The 23,680-nt window shown below is 66.0% G+C and carries 12 protein-coding genes; all 12 read right to left on the bottom strand.

What is annotated here, in order from left to right; all coding sequences use genetic code 11:
- Positions 1-161 precede the first annotated feature (161 nt).
- The 12 genes from F0U63_RS35500 to F0U63_RS35445 all read right to left on the bottom strand — a co-directional run bounded on the left by F0U63_RS35500 (position 162) and on the right by F0U63_RS35445 (position 23,670).
- Entirely contained in the window at positions 162-782 is a 621-nt protein-coding gene (locus tag F0U63_RS35500) for a hypothetical protein (protein WP_395837028.1), read from the bottom strand.
- 53 nt (positions 783-835) lie between these two features.
- Positions 836-2,476, bottom strand: coding sequence for a P-loop ATPase, Sll1717 family (locus tag F0U63_RS35495; protein ID WP_395837026.1), 1,641 nt, complete (start codon positions 2,474-2,476; stop codon positions 836-838).
- 989 nt (positions 2,477-3,465) lie between these two features.
- On the bottom strand, positions 3,466-4,947 hold the full coding sequence (locus F0U63_RS35490; protein WP_395837024.1) for a DUF4340 domain-containing protein: 1,482 nt from the start codon (positions 4,945-4,947) through the stop codon (positions 3,466-3,468).
- Between the two features lie 18 nt (positions 4,948-4,965).
- Positions 4,966-6,594 carry a GldG family protein gene (locus F0U63_RS35485; protein ID WP_395837022.1) on the bottom strand — a complete coding sequence of 543 codons (1,629 nt, stop codon included), beginning with the start codon at positions 6,592-6,594 and terminating at the stop codon, positions 4,966-4,968.
- 8 nt (positions 6,595-6,602) lie between these two features.
- Complete coding sequence (locus tag F0U63_RS35480; RefSeq protein WP_395837019.1) at positions 6,603-7,322, bottom strand: ABC transporter permease subunit; 720 nt, start codon at positions 7,320-7,322, stop codon at positions 6,603-6,605.
- 41 nt (positions 7,323-7,363) lie between these two features.
- Entirely contained in the window at positions 7,364-8,365 is a 1,002-nt protein-coding gene (locus tag F0U63_RS35475) for an ATP-binding cassette domain-containing protein (RefSeq protein ID WP_395837017.1), read from the bottom strand.
- 174 nt (positions 8,366-8,539) lie between these two features.
- Positions 8,540-8,881 (bottom strand): hypothetical protein, encoded by a 342-nt coding sequence (locus F0U63_RS35470; protein ID WP_395837015.1) that lies wholly within the window; start codon positions 8,879-8,881, stop codon positions 8,540-8,542.
- 429 nt (positions 8,882-9,310) lie between these two features.
- Entirely contained in the window at positions 9,311-11,092 is a 1,782-nt protein-coding gene (sppA, locus tag F0U63_RS35465) for a signal peptide peptidase SppA (protein WP_395837013.1), read from the bottom strand.
- A 163-nt stretch (positions 11,093-11,255) separates the two neighbouring features.
- Positions 11,256-15,344: an ELWxxDGT repeat protein gene (locus tag F0U63_RS35460; RefSeq protein WP_395837011.1), complete on the bottom strand. Its 4,089-nt coding sequence runs from the start codon at positions 15,342-15,344 to the stop codon at positions 11,256-11,258.
- A 75-nt stretch (positions 15,345-15,419) separates the two neighbouring features.
- A complete protein-coding gene (locus F0U63_RS35455) occupies positions 15,420-20,729 on the bottom strand; it encodes an AAA family ATPase (protein WP_395837009.1) in 5,310 nt (1,769 codons plus the stop codon).
- A 288-nt stretch (positions 20,730-21,017) separates the two neighbouring features.
- Positions 21,018-21,872: a tol-pal system YbgF family protein gene (locus F0U63_RS35450; RefSeq protein WP_395837007.1), complete on the bottom strand. Its 855-nt coding sequence runs from the start codon at positions 21,870-21,872 to the stop codon at positions 21,018-21,020.
- Between the two features lie 31 nt (positions 21,873-21,903).
- Positions 21,904-23,670: a protein kinase gene (locus tag F0U63_RS35445; protein WP_395837005.1), complete on the bottom strand. Its 1,767-nt coding sequence runs from the start codon at positions 23,668-23,670 to the stop codon at positions 21,904-21,906.
- Positions 23,671-23,680 lie beyond the last annotated feature (10 nt).

Below are 23,680 nucleotides of genomic sequence, written 5' to 3'. Positions count from 1 at the left end.
TTCCCACCACCCGAGTTCGCGCACCCCGAAGGCCCAAGGCAGGTAGCTGGTTAGTATAGGCAGAAGATTGAGGTGCGCTCGAACCTAGGCAATACATCTCGGTGTGGATGTGTCTTGAATTTTCTACCAATGTCTCTTGTATTTTTTTCGTCCAGGGTTTTTTACACTTGTTTGTTAGATTGTGCTGGCCGCTTCTTGATGAACGCACCGTACATGGCGATGCCGGCAAAAGCCAAAATTAGTATTATAAAGCAAATTAAGCATCTCAAATACCAAGGAATTTCTTCGGGGAGCCATAAAGACAAGGCGGAGCCCAGAAAAAAGAACCAGACACCAGCGTAAATAGGCACTGTCCAGGCTTGTTTTTCCTTTCCCCGTCGATATTCGATAGCGCCGATCAGCAAGAGCAATATTCCCAGAGGCGTTCCGGCTAAGGAACGGCCGATAATTCCGGCCCAGCTCAAGGCTCCATCAAAGGTCTTCGGCCAGTCAGGAGCATATGCTGAAATTGGAACCAATTTGTGTTCCGTGACGCTTGCTACTAGAGAATCATATGCAGGCAGCAGTTCGGGGTTCGAAGAGATGCCATCTTTTTTGAGTTCCTGTAGTTCTTTGAGTAGAGCAATTTTCCGTTCGGTGGAATTCAGGAAAACATGCCCGCTCATTGATTCAAAAAGGTAAAAGCCGAGCATTGCAGCAAAAATGATGAACAAGAAAAACAATAGCCTGCCGAAACTTGGCTTGAGGAAGACAGCTTCTAGGCTTGAGAATATCTCATTCATTAAGCGGTTTTCGTTGATGGGGGTGGTGTGTGCCTATGTTGTTGATTTCGTGGCTACTTTGATCTTTGTCTGTGCTGGACGATTAATGCGCGCCAAAATGCTGGATGGATGTTGATCTTCACTTCTTCATGAATTTCCGCAGTGGATATGCTTCTTCTTCCACCCGAAGACCATGTTATTCCTTCGTAGGTTTCAAGCTTTAGGCCGACAACACCTACACGAAAGAAAACTTGGATTAATATTGGCCTGAACTCAGCGGAAGACAGCTCTGCATTGGCTACCTTTTTGGCTGCCTCAGACAAAACATCGTCGGTAGTAAGTTTTTCATCGGCTGCCACGTCAAGGCAAATTTGCTCGATTTCTCCGCTCTCAATATCCTCAAGGGCAAAGCGCTCAGGTTTTCCCTTGATTAAGTCGACGAACTTTAAAAAGTTTGGGTAGTCTGAACTCCATTCGTCAGCCAGCGCACGCAACCTCAGCCGAGAATATTCGCCTTCGGCCTCGCGTACTTCATCTGCCGAGATAGAGGAACGGTTGTCTACTCGTTTGATGCATTGATTCAGAAAAAGGATGGCGTCTCGCGGACGCATTAGCGTGCGGTTCAAGAAATACTCGACAGATGATTCTTTTTGGATCCGCTCCGGTAGTATGTCTGCGAGAGTGAGACTCTGGTTTAGGTAGCGACGCTTCCCAAGTAATGTAATGCGCTTGTCTAGAAGTTCTACGAGTTGAGCTTTGTTCCACTCTATGTCAAGGAAGAGCGATTGGTATTTTTCCTCCTGGAACCCAGAGTCCCTGGTCTCTTGAAAGACCTTTTCACAAAGGTCTCGGCGGAGGGCCACTACTATTTTGGCATTCTTGACTTTTCTGAAGTCACGAACGGTTTCGATTAGAGCTCGAATCAATCTGTGGCGCAGGTTGTCTTCAACCCAGTTTTCATCCAGGCGATCAATTATTATGTAGTACTTTCTCATTCCCTCTTCGAGGGCTTCAGCTAGCAAGTCCATTACATCGGAGAGCTCCCTTATCTGAACTTTGTTGACAATCGCCTGTGCTCGGGCTGCTGCTTCAATTCTCTCTTCTTCGGACATCGTGTTTTTGCCCTTGATGCCGAGTTGCACGATATCGCTTTTTATTCCAAGTGCGCCCTGTAGCTCCTTTTCTAGTTTTGATGTCGTTTCTTTGATCCGATAGTCGGTTTCTTCCCAGAATTTTTCTCCCCATGCCTTGAGGTAGTCGAGCGCTTGCTGATGGCGTTTGTTGTTGCCAAAATAGGATTTCAGCCACTCCCAGACATTTGTCGGCGGGGATGCTTTGTCGCTAAAATGCCGTTTAAGCAACTCTACGGCGAAAACATGTCGCCACAATAGACGAAAAAATATATCGAATTTTACACCGAGTCCTCCAACAAGGGCCAATATTGGCGAACTCGATATGTAAGATAGAGACAAACTTTCAGGGGATATTTCTATTGACTCGGCATTGTCCGACTGAGCGCTTCCAGCGGCAAGTAGAGATAAGAGGGCCGATTTCCCTGTCCCGGTATTGCCGACAACAATTCTTCGGCTGTCGTCAATGTTTTTTAGTGTTGATAAGTAGCCGGTGTCAATAAAGCACTCGACCAGATAGTCTTGATCCTCGATTGCGTCTGCGCATCCAATGATGTCTAACGATTTGAATTTGAAGGGACCCATAAAGTTCTTTGGTCTGATGGTCTTTTTTTATATGAGTGTTTATATGAGCGCAGCCAGTGCTAGGCGATAGAGTGGACTATTTACCCATGCGATGAACGTTAGTACCAGCCAAGCACGCAACCAAGCCAAATTGCTTCTCGCGTATGCATTCTTATTACCTACTTGGTGGTGGAATTTTCTTGATGCTCTGCGTCATCGCTGGTCGAACTCGACTTCATGCCCAAGGCTTGGGCATGGCACATAGGCCGGAGGGTCATGTCCTCCACGTGGGCGGTGGCCTCTTGTTAAGAGGTAGAAGGGCCGGTTGCTATTGACAAAGGGTCTTGAACTGCGCCGATGCGCGGGCTGAGCCGTTCTTTGGAGGGCACACGCCTACCCTAGCTGCTGTCACATGAGGAGCGGAAACAAGCGCTGAAGTGTTTGCTTTGGGCTCAACACTCCGCAGTTGGGGAGATGGTACGAAGGTTGAGCCTCTGGGCATAAATATTGCTTGTTCCCGTTGTGAGTCTGCTGGGAGTAGGTAGCGAAGGTATGCCCGCTAATGCTCTTGGCCCTTTCGCGCCCATCTCAAGGGATATTTCTCTCGGAGAATTGCCGAAGGTCTGAGGGGCGTAACTCTGTGGAATCGTGTGAACGACCTGATGCTCGTCCACCTTGGCATCCGTGGAGCGGCCGACCTTGAAAGGACGACTAACTCGCCCTGACGGGCATCATCTTCGTGTTCGACCAGCATCCGGCAGGAGGCTGGCAGCGGGCCAAGGCTCCCAACTAGAAGGCCCTCGCTCTCCGCTGCCACCAATGTCCTCGCCTCTTGCAATCCCGGCTTTGCCCTGACTGCCCAGCGCGTTCATCTCATCCAAGCCACGGTCCGGAAGACGCAGTAAGTTCAAACGGTGTGGATAATTACGGTCTCTGCCATGCGGCGCCCCCACAGAGGATGTGGAGCCTGCATGCCAAAGATGGCTCCAGCTTGGACACGCATCTTGTTCCTACTGCATCTGCCGCGCGCGCAGCTGGGCCTCGAGCTGCTGGCGGACCTCCGGCGGGAGCTGATCCAGACCGCCGATCTGGCTGGGGCCGCCCCGGGGTAGCTCCGGCTTCTTGAAGAGCTCGAGCCCCTGGGCGAGCCGCGTCTTCACGTACTCGGGCAGCGCGTACGCCAGCGGATCGAGGGAACTGCGCGCGTAGAGCTCCTTCACGCTGGCCTCGCTCCCGGGCGCCTCCTTGCCCAGCCGCAGCGTCTGCGGCGGCGCGGCCTCGAGGGAGATCTCGACGAGCGCCGCCGGGGTGTTCACCCCCAGCTGGGCCTCGCTCGGCGTACCGTCGACGACCCGAGCCGCGTGCAGCGAGCCGAGCCACGAGAGCACGGACTCCACCTGGCTGGAGTCGAACTCGAAGCCCGCGGGCAGCGTCCTCGGTTCGATCACCTTCCACTCCGTGCCCTCCCGGGCCACCTGGACCGAGGTCGAGCCCGCCTGGAGCTTGAACCGGGTCACCTTGGGCTGCTCGAAGTGGAACAGGCGCAGGTCGCGCAGGTCCATCAGGCGCTTGCGCAGGGTGTCCGCGCTGTAGGCCGGGAGCTGGTACACCTGGGGATCTCCATCGAGCCGGGCGGCCACCAGCGCTCCGTCCTTGCCCGCGGGGGCGAGGTGCACGGCGATCGTCTTGCCGTCCTTGAGCTTCGCCTCGACCGTGTCGTGGGCACCGCCCAGGCCCGTGGCCGGGTCCGCCGCCGCCTCTCCCTCGAGGAAGTCCTGGGCGCTGAGCGAGGCGAGCTGCCGCGCCACCTGATCGGCGAGTCCCGGGTCGAACCGGAAGTTCGGGGGAAGCGCCGTTCCTTCCGCCACGCTCCACTCGCCCGGCCTGGTGCCGGCGTTGAGGGTCAACACCTCGCCATCCTTCGAGCGCAGGGTGAGCTGGGTGAGGTCCTCCGGCTTGAGCGAGAGCAGGGCGCGCTTGCGCCAGCCCTTCACGTCCTTGCGCACCGTCCAGTCCAACCGGCCGCGAGCGACGAACACCTCGTTCTTGCCCGCCTCGCGCACGTAGGCGCCTCCGTTCCTGGCGGACTTGCCGAGCACCAGCTCGATCGCCGGAGCCCCTGTCCGCACCACCTTGAGCTTGAGCCCCTTCGCGTCATCGAGTTCGTACTCCGCGTGGGTCTCCACGCGGTCGGTCACGAAGTCCGGGTGGCGCAGCTCGCCCAGCGCGTCCAGGGCGCTGGTCACCAGGGACTCGTCCGCCGCGTACTTCTGCTCTGGCCTGGCCGGGTCCACCACCCGCCACCCGTCGCCCTCCTTCTCCAGACGGGCCGAGCGCGCGCCGCTGAGTTCGATGGAGGAGACCTTGTCCTTGTCCACCCGGGGCAGCTCGAGCTTGCGCACGCCCTCGCTCACGTGGTCCTCGCGGGTGGCCAGCACCGCCACGAGCAGCACGGCGAAGATGCCCAGGACGATGATCGTTGTCTTGTTCATCGTGTGTCCTCCAGCGGATCAGACGGTGACACGGCTCCGGCTCGACTCGCGCATGCGCCAGCGCACCAGGCCGAAAGCCGCGAACAGGAAGGGGATGCCGAGCACGTTGCCGTACTTCACGGTGTTGCGCGTGGCGTCCGAGATGTCCTTGTCCAACGGCGCCTCCGCGAGGCCGCGGGTGCGCATGTTGAGCAGGGCCGAGTCGAGCAGGAGCCAGTCGGCCACGTTGAGCAGGAAGGCCTGGTTGGCCGAGCTCATGAAGTCATCCCACAGCGCCGCCGAGCCACCGGCGACGATGACGCGCGGCTCGCCCTTGCTCTCCGCGAGCAGGGGCGTGGCGGAGCTGACGTTGGCCTGGGCGGCGAAGTGGCTCTTGAGCTTGCCGGACACCTGGACGATGAGCGGGTAGGGACCGCCCACGGAAGGGGACTCGTTGCGCCAGTCCCGGCGCGGGTCGATGTTGAAGGGCTTGGACTCCAGCCAGCTCGTCTTGGAGGACTTCGCGAGCACCGTGCCCTGCACGCCCTCGGGCGTCTGGAGCGAGACGGACGTGGTGAAGGGCAGCAGCACGCCGCCAATGCCCTTGGACACCGGGCTGTCCCCCTCGAGCTGCGCGAGCAGCGGGATGAACGGGTAGGGCACTGGCATGTCGATGACCATGAAGCCGCGCCGCTCCTGCATGGACAACTGCCCGGAGCGCGCGTCCGCCACGAGCTGATCCCCGAGCTTTACGCCATACGTGGCCAGCAGCGGCGCCAGCCCGTGCTCCGCCTCGCTCTGCTCGAAGGTGCGCGGATCCACGCGCAGGGCATCCAGGAAGAACGCCGCGCTCTTGCCTTCCATGAGGAACTGATCGATCGCCTCGAGCTCGTTGGGCTTGAGCGCCGTCCGGGGCCCGATGACGAGCAGCGCGTCCACGCTCTCCTCCACGCGCTTGTTCTCCCCGAGGTTCACCGGACGCACCTCGTAGAGCTGGCCGAGCAGCATCTTCAGGCGGCCGAGCTTGTCCTGGAGGCCCGGCTCGTCATGCCCTTGCAGCACTCCCAGCACGGGCGTCTTCGTGCGCGTGAGCTTGCGCAGGAGCAGGGTGAGGTCGTACTCGAGCGTCTGGGTATCGGCCACCACCGGGATGACTTCCTTCTTCTCCTGGTGCTTGATGACGATGCCCATGTAGGCCCGCTTGGTCTGCACCTGGTCGTCCTCGACGACGCGGACCTCGACGGGCTGGATGCCCTCCTGGGCCAGCTCGCGCTCCACGGACGTGGGCTCGCGGAAGGTCCGGCCGAAGATGTCGCGCTTCGTCTCCCGCTTCGCCTCCTTGTCGGCGTCCGTCTCCTGCGTCATGGGATCCAGGAACTCGAAGCTGAGCTTGCCCCGGGACGCGGCGCGGTACTCCTCGAGCAAGTCCCGCACGTAGCGCGCGTTGCTCGAGTACGGAGGGGGCAGCTTGTCGGTGAAGTAGGCGGTGACGGTGACGGGATCCTTCAGCTCCTCCATCGTCGTCCGGGACGCCTCGGACAGGGTGTAGGTGTGGTCGCGGGTGAAGTCCAGGCGCTTGAAGGCGCGCAGACCGAGGATGTTGAGCAGCACCAGGCTGCCCACGATGCCGAGCAGCAGGACGGTGGCGTTGAGGGTGTTCTTTCTCATCGCGGGCCTCACTGACGAACGTTGCTCAGGGTGCGCGTGGTCAGGGCGAGCCCCACCACGGTGAGCGTCACGTAGAAGAGGACATCGCGGGAGTCGAGCACGCCCCGCGCGATGTTGTCGAAGTGGTAGTCCACCGAGAGGTATTGCAGGACTTCCGAGAGCGTCTGCGGCAGCACCACGGCGAACTTGTCGACGAAGTAGAAGGCGAAGCAGAGCACCAGGCCGATGATGAAGCCGACGATCTGGTTGCGGCTGAGCGCGCTCGCCCACAGCCCGATGGCCAGGAAGCTCGAGGCGAGCAGCACCAGGCCCACGTAGCCCATCACTACCGGGCCCCAGTCGAACGAGGCGCCCGGCGCGGTGAGCGCCGCCACGCTCAAGGGATAGGGCAGGGTGAGCAGCAGCCCCACGCCCACCATGCCCAGGGCCGCGAGGAACTTGCCTGTCACCACCTGCCAGTCATTCAGGGGCAGGGTGAGCAGCAATTCCAACGTGCCGGACTTGCGCTCCTCGGCGATGAGCCGCATGGTCACCGCCGGGGCGAAGACCACGAAGAGCACCGGAGCCACTCCGAAGAAGCCTCGCAGCGAGGCCTGGCCCGCCACGAACAGCGTACTGAAATAGAGCCAACCCGCGGTGAGCAGGAAACCGCCGAGCACGATGTAGGCGACCGGCGAGTTGAAGAAGCTCCTGAACTCACGCCGGGCGACGGCGAGTGTCGTTCCCATTCGCTACCTCTCGTGAGATTGAAACGAAGTCTGGACGGACGTCACGCCGCGTGCGGCGTGGCCTCGGACGGGGCACGGGCCGGGGTCCCGCTCCTGGCGGCTTCTCCCCCGGTGAGCTTGCGGAAGGTCTCCTCCAGGCTCACGTGCCGGCGCTTCACCTCCAACAGACAGAGGTCATTGCGCACCGCGGTGTCGAAGAGCGCCCGGCGGATGTCCTCCGCGCCGTAGCGCAGGCTGAAGCCGAGCGTATCTCCGCCCTCGGCCTCCGCGCCCTCCACGCCGGTGACGCCCGGCACCTGTTGCAGCACGGCGCGCACCTGCTCGGGCCGCAGCGGGGCTCCCGAGCGCGAGGCGAGCACCACCGTCACCGAGCCTCCCTCGGAGGTGGTGAGCCGCTCGGGCGCGTCGTCCGCCACCACCTTGCCCTCGCTGATGATGAGGACGCGGCCGCACGTGCTCTGCACCTCGCTCAGGATGTGGGTGCTCAGGATGACGGTCTTCTCCCGGCCCAATTCCTTGATGAGGTTGCGGATCTCCACGATCTGGTTGGGATCCAGGCCCGTGGTCGGCTCGTCGAGGATGAGCAGATCCGGATCATGGAGGATGGCCTGGGCGAGTCCCACGCGCTGCCGGTAGCCCTTGGACAGTTGTTGGATGTCCTTGCCCAGCACACTGCCCAGCCCACAGCGCTCCACCGCGGAGCGGATGCGCGCCTGGCGTTGGCTCTTGGGCACGCCGCGCACGTCGGCGATGAAGTCCAGGTAGTCCCGGACCATCATCTCCTCGTACAGGGGATTGTTCTCCGGCAGATAGCCAATCAGCCGCCGCGTGGCGACCGGGTCCTCGCTGACGTCGATGCCATTGACCTGGGCCACCCCCGAGGTCGGCGTGACGAAGCCCGCCAGGATCTTCATCGTGGTGGACTTTCCGGCGCCATTGGGCCCCAGGAATCCCACCACCTGCCCCCGGGGGACCTCGAAGCTCACCCCACGCAAGGCCTGTGCGGTACCGTAGGACTTCGTCAGCCCTTCGATGCGAATCATCGGTTGAGACACGATATCTACCTCGTGAAGCGACCACATGAGTCGATGTGGGGCCCACCTAAGACGCCCCACGGCACCTGTCAACGTGGCCGGAAACGAATTCTTCCCAGGTGTGTCTCGGACCCCCTCCCTACCCCCTGGGCGGGGGCGGGAGGGGGGTCTTCCAGCGCCTCGTCATTGGGCGGCCCGGGTGTTCAGCGCCTGGCTTTGGAGCACCGCGTCAGCCAGGCTCAGGACGGCCCGGGTCTGGACGACGAGCAGCAGGGCCAGCATGACCAGCACAACGAGGATGAACGCCCCTCGCTGCTTCTGGGGGAGCTGGGGAATGCCCTTCTCGAAGAAGAGCCAGGCGAACAAGAGGGTGAACCCGGTCGAACTCCCAACGACCGCGGTATGGAATCGCTCGGGAGGCGCGGCGTTGACGACGAGCGAACCGGCGACCAGCAGGGCGATCGTGGTGGTTCTCAGCTTGCGGGACACCAGTGCCTTGGTGATGTGATCATGGGTGTCGAGCATGGGTTGCTCCGTGCGTCGAAGAAGAGGGGAGGCCGTGAGTTCATCTCCGATCCGCTTCAGGCCCGCGCACGCGCACCCATGCCCATGCTCCATCCCGAGGGGGGTGAGCAAAGCAGGAACATGTGCCCTGGGCTGAATTCAGCCGGGCGCTGTCCAGAAGGGATGGGTGGCGTCAGTGGGTCTGGGCGGTACCAGAGCAGGTGGGCGCGAGAAGGACGCGTCGCGTGCCGCCCATGGCACCAAGCAGGTTGCCGCACAGCCAGACGTGGTGACGACCAGTATCTACGTTCCGCTGCTCTGGATACATGGCTATCGTCCTCCGTCGGCAAGGGGTTGGTCTTCTAGAAGGAAAGACTCCCATGCGGACACTTGTGAGCGGGCCGTATCCCGCTCACCCTCGCGGCGAGGACGGGGCCATGGCTGGCCACGCTAGTGGATGGATACCTCGAACGGCATGCGGGCGTAGACGCCGGCCGGGTCGTTCAGGGAGCGCAGCACCTCCACCTGGCGCTGCACGTCGGCCATCAGCACGTCCACCGCCGAGCGGGCCTTGGGCCGGGCCTCTTCGTTCAGGGACTCCGCGAGCTGCTCGGCGAAGGACTTGCGGCCCTTGGGCATGTCCATCCGGTAGTCCTTGCCCACGCCCGCCTTCTCGGCGGCGAAGCGGGCCGCGTCCTCCAGGGTCCCGAACTCGTCCACGAGCCCCAGCTTCTGGGCCTGGACCCCGGACCACACGCGGCCCTGGGCGATCTCCTTGAGCTTCTCCCGGTCCAGCTTGCGGCCCTCGGACACCTTGTCCAGGAACTGCTCGTAGACGCGATCCGTGAGGGCCTGGATGCGCGCCAGCTCCGCCTCTCCCTGGGGCCGCGTGACGGTGCCCAGGGTGGCCATCCGCGCTGTCTGCACGCCATCGAAGGTGACGCCCAGATCATTGGCCAGCTTCTGGAAGTTGGGCAGCAGTCCGAAGACGCCAATGGAGCCCGTGAGGGTGTTGGGCGCGGCGAAGATGCGGTCCGCGTAGGTGGAAATCCAATAGCCCCCGGACGCGGCATAGGTGCCCATGGAGACCACCAGGGGCTTGGTCTTCTGGGTGAGGATGACCTCGCGCTGGATGAGGTCCGAGGCGCTGGCGCTTCCGCCCGGGCTGTTGACGCGCAGCACCACGGCCTTCACGTCGGGATCCTGCCGCAACTTGCGCAGCTCCCGGCTGAGGCGATCCCCGCCCACCTGATCCGAGCGCCCCTCTCCATTGACGATCTCTCCCTCGGCGTACACCACGGCGATGCGGTTCTTGCCCTTGCCGGGGTGGACCTCGGTGCCGGCATAGGCGGCCAGATCGATCTGGTTGAAGCTCTTGTTCTCGGAGTCGGTGCCCGACAGCTTCTTGAGCTCCTCGAGGACCTCGTCGAAGGAGGCGACGCGGTCGACGAGGCCGGCGGCCTGGGCCTCGTCGGGCAGGAGCATGCCCTTGTCGTCCGCGAGGGCCTGCAGGGCCTCCGGGGTCAGCTTGCGATCGGGGGCGACCGTGGTCTTCCACTCGGTCCACAGGTCGTCCAGCAGCACCTGCATCTGCTCCCGGCTGGGATCGCTCATGCGGTTGAGGAGGAAGGGTTCCACCGCGGACTTGTACTTGCCGACGCGGGTGACCTGCACCTGGACGCCGAACTTCTGCAGGGCGTCGCCGAAGAACGTGGTCTCGGACGCCAGGCCATTCATCTCCACCTCACCAGCGGGGTTCACCATGAGGGGCGAGGCGACGGAGGCCAGGTAGTAGTCGCGCTTGGCCCAATTGACGTTGTAGGCGAGCACGGGCTTCTTGGCCTTGAAGCGCTGCAGCGCGCCGCGGAACTCGCGCAGCGCGGCGGGGCCCGAGCCGTACCCGGCGGGCGTGAGGTTGCTGGTGATGTAGAGCCCCACGATGCGCTCGTCCGCCGCGGCCCGGTCCACGGCCGCCACGGCGGTGGCGAGCGCCAGGGTCCGGCTCTTCTCTCCCTGGAGGGCGGTCTGGAGGGAGTCCGACAAGCCCGGCGCACTGGCGTGGTCCAGCAGGTTCATGTCCAGGTCCACGACGAGCACGGCCTTGGGCGGCACCGGGGGCTCGCTGGATCCACCCACCACGGCCACGAAGCCCACGAACAGGAAGACGACGCCCACGACGAAGACACCCAGCGCCACCAGGCAGGCGAAGAGCGTCTTGAAGAAGTCCTTCATGTATTCACCCCGAAGAAGCGCCCAGCATGCCGCGACGGCCGCCCGGCGCGGGAGGGAAACCGCACCTCCACGCCGTTCTTCGACGCGCGCGGCCGTGTCCGCGGGAGGCAGCTTCGCTCAGGGAGGCCGGAAACACCCCCCTGAGCGTCGACTGTCCGTCACTTCAGGCCGAACGGGGACCACGCCGCCGGGCGAGCGCCAGCAGCACCAGGCTCGCCAGCCCCATCCCGCCCGTCGTTCCCGCGCCCGGGGTCGCGCCGCAACCTCCATGCGACCCGGGCTGGACGGTCACGGTATAGGTGCACCGCGCCACGTTGCCCGCCGCGTCCCGGGCGGAGAGCTCCACGGGGGTGACGCCCGGTGGGAAGAGACTCCCGCTCGGGGTGGAGGACTCGAGCACGAGGGCCTCCGTGACGAGGTCCGTCGCCTGGGGGCCCGGCAACTCCACCGCGACCGGCTCGCGCGTCCGGGTGCTCAGGTGGATGTTCTCCGGGCAGGTGAGCCGCGGCGCCGTGGTGTCGCGCACCTGCACCGTGAAGGCGCATCGGGTCTCGTTGCCCGCCGCGTCCCGGGCCTGGGCCTGCACGAGCGTCTCCCCGAGCGGGAAGACGTCACCGGAGGAGTGGCTGCTGTGCGTTTCCACCCGCGAGACCACGTCCGCGGCGGTGGGCGGTGAGAAGTCCAGGCGTGCTCCCTCGGGCCCGGTCGCCTCGGCCTGAAGTGGCCCCGGACAGGTGAGCGAGGGGGCCGTGGTGTCGCGCACCGTCACCGAGAAGGTGCAGCTCGAGAGGTTGTTCGCCCCATCCGTCGCCGTCGCCGTGACGCGGGTGGTGCCGGGCGGGAAGAGGCCCCCGCTGGGCCAGTCATGGGTCACCTGGGGGTGGGACGCCGCGTCCGTCGCCGTGGCCTCGGGATAGGTGACGTACGCGCCCTCGGGCCTCGTGGCCTCGGCGAATTGATCCGCCGGGCAGGCCACCACCGACGCCGTGGTGTCGCGCACGGTGACGGTGAAGGAGCAGGCGTTGTGATTGCCCGCCTCGTCCGTGGCGGTCACCTTCACGGAGGTGCTCCCCTGGGGGAAGGTGCCGCCGGAGGCATGGCTGAGCGTGACGAGGGGCGTGGCGGTGACCGCGTCGGAGACCCGAGGCGAGGGGAAGGAGAGGAGCGCGCCCTTCTCACTCATCGCCTCCACGGTGGCGCTCGACGGACACACCACCTGGGGCGGTGTGGTGTCGCGCACGAGCACGGTGAAGGTGCACGTCGCGGTGAGGCCCGCGTCATCGCGCGCGGTCGCCGTCACCCGGGTCTCCCCCAGCGGGAAGAAGCCCCCGGGGGGCGTGCTGTAGGTGATGGCGGGCGAGGCGGTGGTGTCGTCGGTGGCCGTCGCGGCGAAGCGCACGGGAGCGCCCCGGTGTTGGAGCGCCTCCGCCGTCACCGGGAGGAGGGGGCAGGAAATGGTGGGGGGCGTGGTGTTGGTGAGCTTCGCGCGCTCGAGCAGCCAGGGCTCGCGGCCATGCACTCCGTCCTCGGCCGTGAACACGACGGAGTCCTTGTAGCGCGCGAAGTTCGAGGGGGTCGAGCCCAGGGCCCCGGGAGCAATCTCCTGGAGCAGTCCAGTTCCGGCCGGGGTGCCATCGCTCTTCCACAGCTCCATGCCGTGACTGCCGTCATCGGCGGTGAAGAGGAGCAGTCCTTCATCGGGCAGGGGGAAGAGCACCTGGGCGGACAACCCATGACCCTTGCCGGGATTCGCATCGGTGATGCGCGTGGTGCCCTCGGGGGTGCCGTCGGTGCGCCACAGCTCGCGTCCGGAGAGCCCATCATCGGCGATGAAGTAGAGCCAGCCGCCGAGCACCGCCAGCGAGGTGGGTGAGGAGCTGGCGCTTCCCGGGGCGAGGTCCGTGACGAGGGTGGTGCCGGCCTCGGTGCCATCCGTGCGCCACAGCTCGCGTCCGGACGTGGCCTCCGTGGCGACGAAGTAGAGGAAACCGCCGAAAGAGGTGAGGAACCTGGGCTCGGAGTAGTCGGCCCCCGGGGTGAGATCCTTGACGAGGGTGGTGCCGGTCTCGGTGCCATCCGTGCGCCACAGCTCGCAGCCGGAGCCATTGGTGGCGGCGAAGTAGAGCAGGCCGCCGTGCTCGGTGAACGAGACGGCGGGTTGTCTGCTGCTGCTGCTGTTGACGCAGCCCAGGGCGAGCGACTTGACGCGCCAGGTACCGGCCTCGGTGCCGTTGGTGCGCCACAGGCCAGAGCCCTCGGTCGTGCTGGCCGTGAAGTAGACGGCATCGCCCAGGGGGGTGAAGCCCCTGGGCCTCGAGGAATAGTTGGAGACGGGGTAGAGGTCCTTGACCATCTGGGTGCCCTCGGAGGTGCCGTCGGTCTTCCACAACTCGGTGCCCTCGGCGTCGGTCCTGCCGGCGAAGTAGAGCGTCCCCTGGTGGGCGACGAGGGGAACGGGGAAGCCCGCCTCGAAGTCCAACTGGGCGCTGCCCAGGCCGGTGACCTGGTCGCCCCGTGCCATCGCCAGTCCACTGCGCTGGTGGTTGAAGTAGCCGAAGTAGACGGCGTCGTTCATCACCGTCAACTGGGTGGGGCCCGGGTCGTCGAAGAAGTAGTCACGCGTGGCCATCTGGAAGATGGGGAGGGTGCCCGCCGCCGTCCCGTCACCGCGCCAGAGCTGATTCTGTATCCGCTCCTCATAGGTGACGAAGTAGAGGTCATCGCCGAGCTGGGTGAAGCGCGTGGCGTCCGAGCTCAGCGTGGGCTTCAGCTCCGCTCCGAGGGGGGCGGTCTCTCCGGCCAGGCCCCTGCTCTTCCACAGGACGTTCTGCCCTTCGTAGGGCCCCGCGAAGTACAGCGAGTCATCCATCACCGTGAGCGAGTGCGGATTGGGTCCAACCCAGGGGTCATTCTTCGGGAAGAAGTCGCCGAGGGCTCGCGTGCCTCCCATGGTGCCATCGCTGCTCCACAGCTCGTAGCCCAGGGTGTTGTCATAGGCGATGAAGTAGAGCCTGTTGTTCAGGGCCCGCGGGTCCTTGATGGTGCTGGCGCTCGTCCCCGAGAACTCCCTGAGGTTCACGGTTCCCCGGGCCGTTCCATCCGTGACGTAGAGCGTCCGCGTGGAGCTGTAGGGTCGGCCGTACGTGAAGAAGAGCTTGTCTCCCACGGGGATGAGGGACTCGAAGATGTACGTGGAGGAGGGGTCGCTGCCCTGGTCGTAGGGATCGAGATCCGCCACCAGCACGGTGCCGGCCTCGGTTCCATCACTCCGCCACAGCGCCAATCCGCTCACACCATCGTTGGCCGCGAAGTACACCCCATCGCGCGCGGGGGTGAGCAGATCGATGGCCATGTTCGTCGGGCGCGTGGGGATGGTCTTGACGCGGACGGTGCCCGCCGGCGAGCCATCGCTCTTCCACAGCTCCCCGCCGGAGGCGAAGAAGAGGCTGTCACCCCAGCGCACGAGCGGCGTTCCCTGGCCGTCCCGGGTGATGCGCGGCGAGGTATCGATCATCTCCGCGCTCGTCTCGGAGGCATCCATCCGCCACAGGCGTGGGTGGTGGGGCTGACGCGGCTCGGGGCCGATGAAGTAGACGGCCTCTCCCAGCGTGGTGAAGGCTTGGATGTAGCCCTCGGTCCACTCCCGAGACGGGTCGGCGCGAACGGTTCCCTCCGGGGTGCCATCGGAGCGCCAGAGCTGATAGCTGCTCCCTCCACACCGCCTCACCCTGAAGATGAGCTGGCCCCTGCTCTCGGCGAACCCGCTGGCGGAGCTGTCGTCGGGACCCGGGCAGATGTCGGCGAGGAGGAAGGTGCCCTCGGGCGTGCCGTCGGTGCGCCACATCTCGCGGCCGTGCACGAGATCATTGCCCATGAAGTAGGTGAGGCCCCTCAGGTGGAAGTACTCGCCGAAGTAGCCTGTCTCGTACCCGGGAACGAACTCATGCAGCAGCCAGGTGCCCTGGGTCGTGCCGTCCGAGCGCCACATCTCCTGCCAGGTGGTGTCGGTGTAGGCCGAGAAGAAGAGCGTCGAGCCCGCGGCCACGATGCTGGCGGGAACGTAGGCGACTCCGCCTCGTTTCCTCTCGCCCAGATCCTTCAGCAAGACCGCGGGCCCCGCCGCGCCGCCTGTCTCGACGGACGCTTTCCGCTCCGTGAGCGGAGGCGTGGACTCGTTTGTTCCAGGAGCCGAGCAGGCCCCTCCCCCCGCGGCACACAACGCCGCCAGAACCCACTTCTTGAACATTGTCATTCCCTAGGTAGACCCCCCCTCCGGCCTCGGGGGAGGAACGGCGCGCGTATCCAAGCACATCGTTCCCGGAAGGAGTTACGCCTTGTGCTCGGGCGTGAACGGAATCTCCAGGGTGGCCGTGGCCCCCTTGCCGGGGCCCTCGCTCTCCAGCGTCAGCCGTCCCCCCAGCATCTTCGCCGCCAGCGCGCTCGAGTGCAGGCCGAAGCCGTGGCCGTCCTTGCGCGTGGTGAAGCCATGCGTGAAGAGCTTGCCCTGGACGCCCGGCGCGAGGCCCACGCCGCTGTCCGCCACCTGGATGCGCGCCCACCCGTTGTCGGCGGTGAGCCGCACGCGCAGGTTCCGGTGCTGCTCGGGCATGGCGTCCATGGCGTACTTGGCGTTGGCCACGAGGTTGACGAGGATCTGCATCACCTTGTGCTTGTCGATCCGCACCCGGGGCAGGAGGGCGAACTCGCGGGTGAGGGTGACGCCGTGGCGCTGGAGCGAGGTGAACTGGATGCGCAGGGTGTCGTCGACGAGCTGCGCCAGGTCGCACTCCTCGGTGAGCAGCGGCGTCTTCGCGTAGGTCTGCTGCACCTGGACGATGGCGCGGATGTGCTCCAGGTGCCGGTTCATGGCGTCCAGGTTCTCCTGCAGGTTCGTCTGCTCCTTGATGAGCTCGGAGGCGAGCGCGGACACGTAGTCGGGCAGGCGGCTGCCCCGGGGATCCTTCGTGAGGAAGTCCACCAACGTCTCGCGGTGCTCCTCGAGCAGCGTGGCCACCTGCCGCACCCGGACGACCCGCGACGCACCCACCGCGTGCCGCGTCGTCTCGAGGTTGACGACGGCGCTGGTGAGGACGTTGCCCACGTTGTGCAGCACGTTGGAGGCGATCTCGGACATGCCCGCCGCGCGTGCCATCTCCACCAGCCGGGCCTGGGCCTCCTTGAGCTCGTGGGTGCGCTCGTCCACGCGCCGCTCCAGCTCGTCGTTGGCGTCGCGCAGGGCGGCCTTGGCCTGGTGGATGTCGGCGTAGAGCCGCGCGTTCTCGATGGAGATGGCGGCCTGGGAGGCGATGTGCCCGAGCAGCCGCATGCGCGCCGGGGTGAAGGCATCCGCGGTGAGGCTGTTCTCCAGATAGAGCACGCCGACGAGCTCTTCCTTGCGCAGCAGCGGCAGGCAGAGCACCGCCTTGGCCCGGCCGCGCTCGAAGTAGCTGTCGGAGGCGTAGGGATGGGGGCGGGAGGCATCCCCGATGAGCACGTGCTCGTGCGCGCGCTTGACGTAGCTGAGGAGGGACCAGGGCAGCTCGTACGTGGAGTGGTCCTCCGGGATCATCACGGCGCCCCCTTGCGCCACGTGGGAGATGGCCACCAGCCGCAGCTTGTTGCCGAGCGGGCGCAGCAGGGCGCCACGCTGGGCGCCGGCGTTCTCCATGGCCACCCGCAGCAGGGTGGACACCAGTTGTTCCAGGACGATCTCCCCGGAGATGGCCTGCTGGGCCTTCACCACGGTGATCGCATCGAGCTGCGTCGCGGTCGTGTCCGTGGCGCCGCGGTTCGGAGTACTCGCCGCGCTCGCGAGCGAGGGCCATTGGTCATCCAGCTGCTGCACCTTGCCGTGGGCTCCCCACGTCCGGTACGTCTCCCGCGCCTCGCGGGCGTAGGCCAGGGCAATGCTCTTGATCCCCCGCTTGAGCCAGAAGCGCGCCGCGAGTTCATTGGCGAGAGCGACGTTCTGGAGGAAGCCGTGCTCGCGTGCGGAGTGGAGCGCCGCATCGTAGGCGTGCATCGCCTCGTCCCACTGGCCCAGGCGGTAGGCGAGTTCCGCGGAGACCAGCCGCTCGGCCGCGCGGAAGCTGCCGGGGTTGTTCTGCGCCCAGATCTCGAACTGCCGTTGGTGCCGCCGCATGGCCTCGAGGTACTCCCGCCGTGTTTCTGGCGCCGCGTCCTCGCAGCAGGCGGACAGGGCCAGGGCGCTGTAGAGGTGGAAGTCGACCAACTGGATATGGCCGACCGAGGACCAGATGAGTGCCTCGGCTCTGGCCGACACCTGCCTCGCCTCCTCGTACCGGCCGCACATGAAGCGCGACTGCGTCTTGGTGATCCAGTACCAGCACGCCATGGTGCTCATGTGCGGTGTCGTCGACAGCCCGAGCTCGAAGGACTCCTCGTCGAAGTCCTCACCGCTCAGTGAGTCGAAGGAGGGAGACAGCCCGCGCAGCTGCTGGATGTAGCGCTGGGTATGCTGGATGACTTGCTGGACGGCCTGGTATCCGGCCTTGCGCGCGAAGTCCATGCGCGCGATCGACTCCTGGTAGACCTCCTCCAGGTCGTGCCCGTGGGCGAGGCGATCCGTGACGATGTGGTTGCAGCAGTAGCAGGCGGTCTGGAAATCGCCCGCCGGAACGGCCAGCTGGAAGGCGTTGCGGATGTATTCCAGTGACAGGGTGAGGGGCTGGGTCCAGACGCTGATGATCTCCATCGAGTAGAGGCTCCTCGCCCGGGAGGAGGAGAAGCCGTGGCGCTCGACGAGGGCGAGGGCCAGCTCGCCGAAGGCATATCCCTCCCGGTATCGCCCGAACAGGTCGCCCATCGTGATGCCGTACCACGCATACCCATTCGTGACGGCCTCGCTGTTGCCGTGGCGCAGGGAGAGGGAGACCATCCGGCACAGGTGCAGGACGAGCAGATTGATGTCGGTGAAGAGCGCGGGGGTGAACAGCGCGGCGAGGACGCTCATCACCACCTGGATGTCCGGATCCGTCATGAGCGGCAGCTCGACGAGGCTCCCGATGGGGCGCTCTCCCAGCAGGGTCCGCACCTCCTCGTTGGCGGCCTCCACCTCCTCCCAGGAGGGGTGGAGGGACATGGGCATGCCCAGCGAGGTCAGGCACTCCAGCAGACAGGTCACGGCGCGCAGGGTCTCGCTGGTGGCGAGGTGGATATCGCTCAACAACACGGACACCGACGCCAGCTGCGCGGGGGTCCGCGCAAGGGGGCGGAGCGCCTCCACGAGCTGGCGCGCCCCGTTCGTGTTGCCGCTCATGAACTCGCTCGTCGCCTGCTGGAGGCTCAGCTGGAAGGCCAGCGCGTGTTCGCTCTCCCAGGGGTCCGGCAGCAGCGAGAGGGCCACCGTGAAGTAGGTGACGGCCGAGCGGTGCGCCGTCGAGGCCTGGGCCTTCCTGCCCGCCTCGGCGTTCAGCAGGGCGACCCGGTGGCGCTCCTCGGGGAGCACGAGCAGCTCCGCCCCGGCGTTGAGCTGGTTCACCACGTCGAAGAGCTTCTGGCGCAGCTCCTCCGGAGGGAGGCTCGCCAGCAGGAGACGGCCGATGCGCAGGTGGATCGCCTTTCGCTCCGCCTCGGGAATGAGGGCGTGGGCCGCCTGCTGGATGCGGTCGTGGAGGAACCGGTACTGCTCCTGGCCCGTCTGCATCAACAGGCCTTCCTGGAGCGCGGGCTCGAGTTCCCGAGCCACCTCGTCCTCCGGTTTGTCGGAGATGATGGCCAGGGTCCGTGGCGGGAAGGCATTGCCCGCGCACGCGGCCAGACGCAGCAGGTGTTGGGTCTGCTCGGGGAGCTGTCGCAGCCGGCCCACCAGGAAGTCGACGACGTTGTCGGAGTAGGCCCGCGCCCGGATGCCCTCCTCATCCCACTGCCAGCGCCCCTCGGGCGTGCGGGTCAACAACCCGTCCTGGTTCAGCGTCCGCATGAGCTGGAGGAAGAAGAAGGGGTTGCCTCCGGTCTTGCGGTGCACCAGGGCCGACAGCGGCTCGATGACTTCCTCCCTCCCCGCGCCCGGGAGCGCATCGGTGATGATCTGCCGCAGCTGCTCCTGGCTCAGGGGCTCGAGCCGGAGTTCGGCCACCCACGCGCCGCTCTTGCGCAGCTCCTCCCGTGCCAGCATCAGCGGGTGGGAGGGGCTGACCTCGTTGTCGCGGTAGGCGCCGATCATCAACAGCGGCGGGGTGTCCGGGTGGGTGAAGAGGTGCTGGATGAGCCGGAGGCTGGCCACGTCGGCCCACTGCAGGTCGTCCAGGAAGATGACGAGCGGGTGCTCGGGGGTGGAGAGCACCCCGAGGAAGCGCTGGAAGACCCAGTCGAAGCGGTGTTGCGACTCGGCGGGTGTGAGCGAGGGGAGCGCCGGCTGCTTGCCCACGACGAGCTCGAGCTGGGGGACCAGATCCACGAGGAGCTGCCCGCTGCCCTCCCACGCCTCGCGCAGTTGCCCGCGCCACGCCTCGAGCTCCGCGTCGGTGCCGGCCAGCAGCTGGCGCACCAGGCCACGGATGGCCTGGGCCAGGGTGGCGTAGGGGATGTCCCGCTGGAACTGGTCGAACTTGCCATCGAGGAAGAGGCCTCGGCGCTGCACGACGGGCCGGTACAGCTCGTGCACCACCGCGGACTTCCCGATGCCGGAGTAGCCGCTGAGCAGCACCAGCTCCGGATGTCCGCCCCGGGCAATCCGCTCGAAGGACTGCAGCAGCGTGTCCACCTGCGCTTCGCGCCCATAGAGCCGCTGGGGCATCTGGAAGTGGGTGGGGATGTCGTGCTCGCCCAGGGCGAACGGCTCGATCTCTCCCCCCCGGCCGAGCGCCTGCAGGCAGCGCAGCAGGTCCGCCTTCAGCCCGTCGGCGCCCTGGTAGCGCTCCTCGGCCACCTTGGCCAGCAGCTTCATCACGATGGCGGACAGGGCGGGGGGAATGGCCGGGACGCGCTCGTGCGGCGTTTTCGGGGTCTGCGCCATGTGGGCGTGGAACCACTCGAGCGCATCGCGTCCGTGGAAGGGAAGGGTGCCGGTGAGCAGCTCGTAGAAGGTGACGCCCAGGGAGTAGAGGTCGGTGCGGTAGTCCACCGAGCGGTTCATCCGTCCGGTCTGCTCCGGGGACATGTAGGCCAGGGTCCCCTCGATGAGCGTGGCGGGGACCGCCTCCACGTGCTCCACGCTCTGGACGGTGGCGCTCCCGAAGTCGATGATGCGCGTTTCCCCCGAGGGCAGGAGGATGATGTTGGAGGGCTTGAGATCCTTGTGGATGACGCCGCGGCGGTGGATCTCCGTGAGCGTGGACGCCAGGGAGATGGCCAGCTCGAGGAAGCGCTCCACCCCGAGCGGTGCCCCCACGAGGTCGGACAGGGCGGAGCCGCCTTCTTCCTCCAGCAGCAGCACCGGCCGCCCGCCGCTCTGCTCGTGGCCCAGGGACCGGGGGACGCCGCGCACCTCACTCAGCCGCTGCAGGATGGCGTGCTCCCGGCGGTAGTCGTCGCTCTCGCGAGTGCCGGGGTGCGTGGACACGGGCATCTTGACGATGACGGGCAGACGATCCGAATCACGCACCGCGCGGTACAAGATGTTCGTGCTCGTCGACTTGAGCTTGTCGATGAGCGTGTAGCCAGGGATGCCGACCATAGAAGACTGTCCACTTTGGTTGAGCCCGTGCTCCCCGCGCGTCGGCGGGCGACCTTTCGCGACTCGCGCACGGGGCCTGGGTGCTGGCTCGCGGCCAGGGCTCCCATGGGGTGCTGTTGTCGTATTATCGGAAACCGGTACCCGTCGCGGCGGAAAACAATCCGATTCTGGACACATCCCCTTGGCTGCTTGACAGGACCTCGTGGGTTTCGAGCTCGGGTTCATCCGAGTCCCGAGACGAGCGGACGGAAAGGCGCTCCCCATGCGCGCTGCCGCCGAGGGCGGGGGCTAGAGCAGGGGGACGCCCACCCCGGCCGAGGCCGCCAGGATGATACTGCGGAAGCGCTCCGGCGCGCTCACCGCGAGCTTCTCGACGCCCACGTCCACCAGGAAGGTCAGCCGTGACAGGGGCGTCACCCGCACGCCCACCGTGCCGCCCCCGCCCACGCCCACGCCCGTCACCAGCGTGCCGCGCAGGGCGATGCGCGGCTGGATGAGGCCGCGACCCAGGAGGTAGCCCAGCTCCAGTCCCATCCCCCACCGGCCATCGGGGCCGGGAAGCAGCCGCGCGCTGGAGTCCAGTCCTCCGTAGCCCAGGCTGACCCCCACGCCAAACCCCCGGGCGCCCTGGCCCAGCATGTCGACGTAGCCGAAGACCTCCGGACGCAGCCGGAAGGAGGCGTCTGGCCCGGCTCGCGGGGACTGTGGCTCGTCCTCGCGCCATGCCTCGACGGACCGCGACGGCTCGGTCACCACCGCGCTCCGCTGTTGCTCGGCTTCCCGGGCTCGTGCTTCCGCCCGGAGCCGTTCGGCCTCCACGTCCTCCCGCGCCAGGTCCGCCAGCGCCACGAAGTCAGGAGGAAAGCGCCTGGAGTCCACCCGCTGCTCGGGGTGGCGCCGCGCGAGCTCCTCGAGCTGCGCGCGGGCCTCGTCCTTCATGCCGAGCGCATACATCGATGCGGCGAGGTAGGCACGCGCGAGCGCCTGCTCCTTCGCCGAGGCGCGCGGGTCGTCCGCTTCCTGTTGAAGCTTGTCGATCGCCTTTTCGTACTGGCCACGCTTGTAGAAATCGACGCCGCGCGGCTGCGACCACGCGGCCATCGGCGCGAGGAGGACCATCAGGACAAAGGCACGCGGGGACATGGAAAGACACGGCTCCTGATGGAGGGGGGCTCTAATCCTCGAACTGACAGGTGACCTCGAGGGTGGTCTGTTTCCCCGGGTCAATCTCGAAGTCCTGGCGACGCTTCTGGATGGCGTGATTGTCGCGTAGCTCGAGCGTATGCGTGCCGGTGCTAAGCATCATGTCGTGCAGCGGGGGCATCTTCCCCATGTAGCTGCCATCCACGTACACCTCGGCCCAGCACTCACTGACCAGGGTCAGGGTTCCCTCTCCGGAGGGGGCGCGGTTCTTCTTGGCGGTCGTGGTGCTCCGGGTCGTCCGGGAGGGGTCGGGGTTGGTCTTCGGCGGGGCCGAGGAGGGCGCTTCCCCCCCTGCGAGGATGGACACCGCGGTGGGTGTGGTCGCGGGCTGGGTGGACGGCGCGGTCAGGGGCTCGGAGGCCGCCGGGGAGCGAACAGGGCGCGTCTGTGGGGAGACGCCGGGCTTCGGGGCCTCCGGCGTGTGGAGGAACAGGGTCGTGCCCAGGCCCACGAAGAGCATGGCGACGCCCACCGCCACCCGCCGCGCCGTGTGCGAGCCGGGGTTCGGCGCGCGCTCGAGCCGGTCGGTCACGACGGCCCGCGTGTCACGAGGCGGGGTGGTCACCCGGGTCGCGGTGGGTGAGGGCTCGGGGACCGCCGGACGCGACCCCGACAGGGTCCTCGGTGCGGTCCTCGTCTCCACGACGGAGGCGACGCGCCCCGAGCGCCTGCCGCTCGGAGCACGCGGAGCCATTGCCCGGGCGGCGCCTGGCCGGACCTGGGCACGCGGAGCGGGGAGGGGCTCCGGTGCGCTCCGGGGATGGGTGGCCACCTGGGTCGACTCCGCGGCGATCGTCCGGGCGATGAACTTCAGCTGGCGCGCCACTTCCTCCGCCGAGGCCGGCCGCTGCTCGGGATTCTTCGCCAGCAGGCGCAGGACGAGCATATCGAGCTCGGGCGGCAGTCCTTCCACGAAGGACGACGGCGCGGGCGGCGGCGTCTGCACCTGGTGGATGGCCATCTGCATGGGCGTCGCTGCATGGAAGGGCAGCCGTCCCGTGAGCATCTCGAACAGGATGATGCCCACCGCGTACAGATCCGTGCGTGGGCTCACCGCCTGCCCACACGCCTGCTCTGGCGCCATGTAATCCGGCGTGCCCACGATCATGCTCGCGCGCGTCTGGGGCGTGGCGGAGTGGGGCGCCGCGGCCTGCTTGGCCAGACCGAAGTCGAGCACCTTCATGTACTCGGTGCCGTTGGACTCCTGCACCACGAAGAGGTTGCCCGGCTTGAGGTCCCGGTGGATGACGCCCACGCCGTGCGCGGCCGACAGCGCGCCGAGCACCTCGATGATGAGCGGGATGGCCTCGGTGGGCGGCAGCGGGCCCCGGTCATGGAGGACCTCGTCGAGCGGACGCCCGGTGAGGTACTCCATGATGAGGTACTGGCCGAGCCCCGGGAGCGTGCCGAAGCCGAAGATGTCGATGATGCCCCGGTGGCGGATGGCGCTGGTGGCGCGCGCCTCAGAGATCAGATCTCGCGAGCGAACGCCCTCGGAGGAGTCGGGGCGGATGAGCTTGATGGCGACCTTGCGGCCGATGATGGGGTGCTCGCCCTCGTAGACGACGCCCATGCCTCCGCTGCCAATGCGCCGGCGCACCTCGTACTCGCCGATCCGCTGGCCCACCACGACGTCCCGGACGACGGTGGCCTCCCATGCCCGTTCGGATTCGTCCAGGGAAGGCGGCGGTGGCTGACGTTCGTCGCGCATCACCATCTCATCGTCGGAATCGCTCATACCGGCCGCA

Origin of the sequence: Cystobacter fuscus (genome assembly GCF_044360685.1) — a bacterium.
GTDB classification, from domain to species: domain Bacteria; phylum Myxococcota; class Myxococcia; order Myxococcales; family Myxococcaceae; genus Cystobacter; species Cystobacter fuscus_C.
The sequence above is the reverse complement of the archived record's forward strand: the minus strand, read 5'-3'. Positions and strand labels throughout refer to the sequence as shown.

What these genes read in the sequence shown, in the direction of transcription:
- F0U63_RS35500 (WP_395837028.1), bottom strand. Translation starts at nt 782, where the DNA reads ATGAATGAGATATTCTCAAGCCTAGAAGCTGTCTTCCTCAAGCCAAGT.
- F0U63_RS35495 (WP_395837026.1), bottom strand. Translation starts at nt 2,476, where the DNA reads ATGGGTCCCTTCAAATTCAAATCGTTAGACATCATTGGATGCGCAGAC.
- F0U63_RS35490 (WP_395837024.1), bottom strand. Translation starts at nt 4,947, where the DNA reads ATGAACAAGACAACGATCATCGTCCTGGGCATCTTCGCCGTGCTGCTC.
- F0U63_RS35485 (WP_395837022.1), bottom strand. Translation starts at nt 6,594, where the DNA reads ATGAGAAAGAACACCCTCAACGCCACCGTCCTGCTGCTCGGCATCGTG.
- F0U63_RS35480 (WP_395837019.1), bottom strand. Translation starts at nt 7,322, where the DNA reads ATGGGAACGACACTCGCCGTCGCCCGGCGTGAGTTCAGGAGCTTCTTC.
- F0U63_RS35475 (WP_395837017.1), bottom strand. Translation starts at nt 8,365, where the DNA reads ATGATTCGCATCGAAGGGCTGACGAAGTCCTACGGTACCGCACAGGCC.
- F0U63_RS35470 (WP_395837015.1), bottom strand. Translation starts at nt 8,881, where the DNA reads ATGCTCGACACCCATGATCACATCACCAAGGCACTGGTGTCCCGCAAG.
- sppA (WP_395837013.1), bottom strand. Translation starts at nt 11,092, where the DNA reads ATGAAGGACTTCTTCAAGACGCTCTTCGCCTGCCTGGTGGCGCTGGGT.
- F0U63_RS35460 (WP_395837011.1), bottom strand. Translation starts at nt 15,344, where the DNA reads ATGACAATGTTCAAGAAGTGGGTTCTGGCGGCGTTGTGTGCCGCGGGG.
- F0U63_RS35455 (WP_395837009.1), bottom strand. Translation starts at nt 20,729, where the DNA reads ATGGTCGGCATCCCTGGCTACACGCTCATCGACAAGCTCAAGTCGACG.
- F0U63_RS35450 (WP_395837007.1), bottom strand. Translation starts at nt 21,872, where the DNA reads ATGTCCCCGCGTGCCTTTGTCCTGATGGTCCTCCTCGCGCCGATGGCC.
- F0U63_RS35445 (WP_395837005.1), bottom strand. Translation starts at nt 23,670, where the DNA reads ATGAGCGATTCCGACGATGAGATGGTGATGCGCGACGAACGTCAGCCA.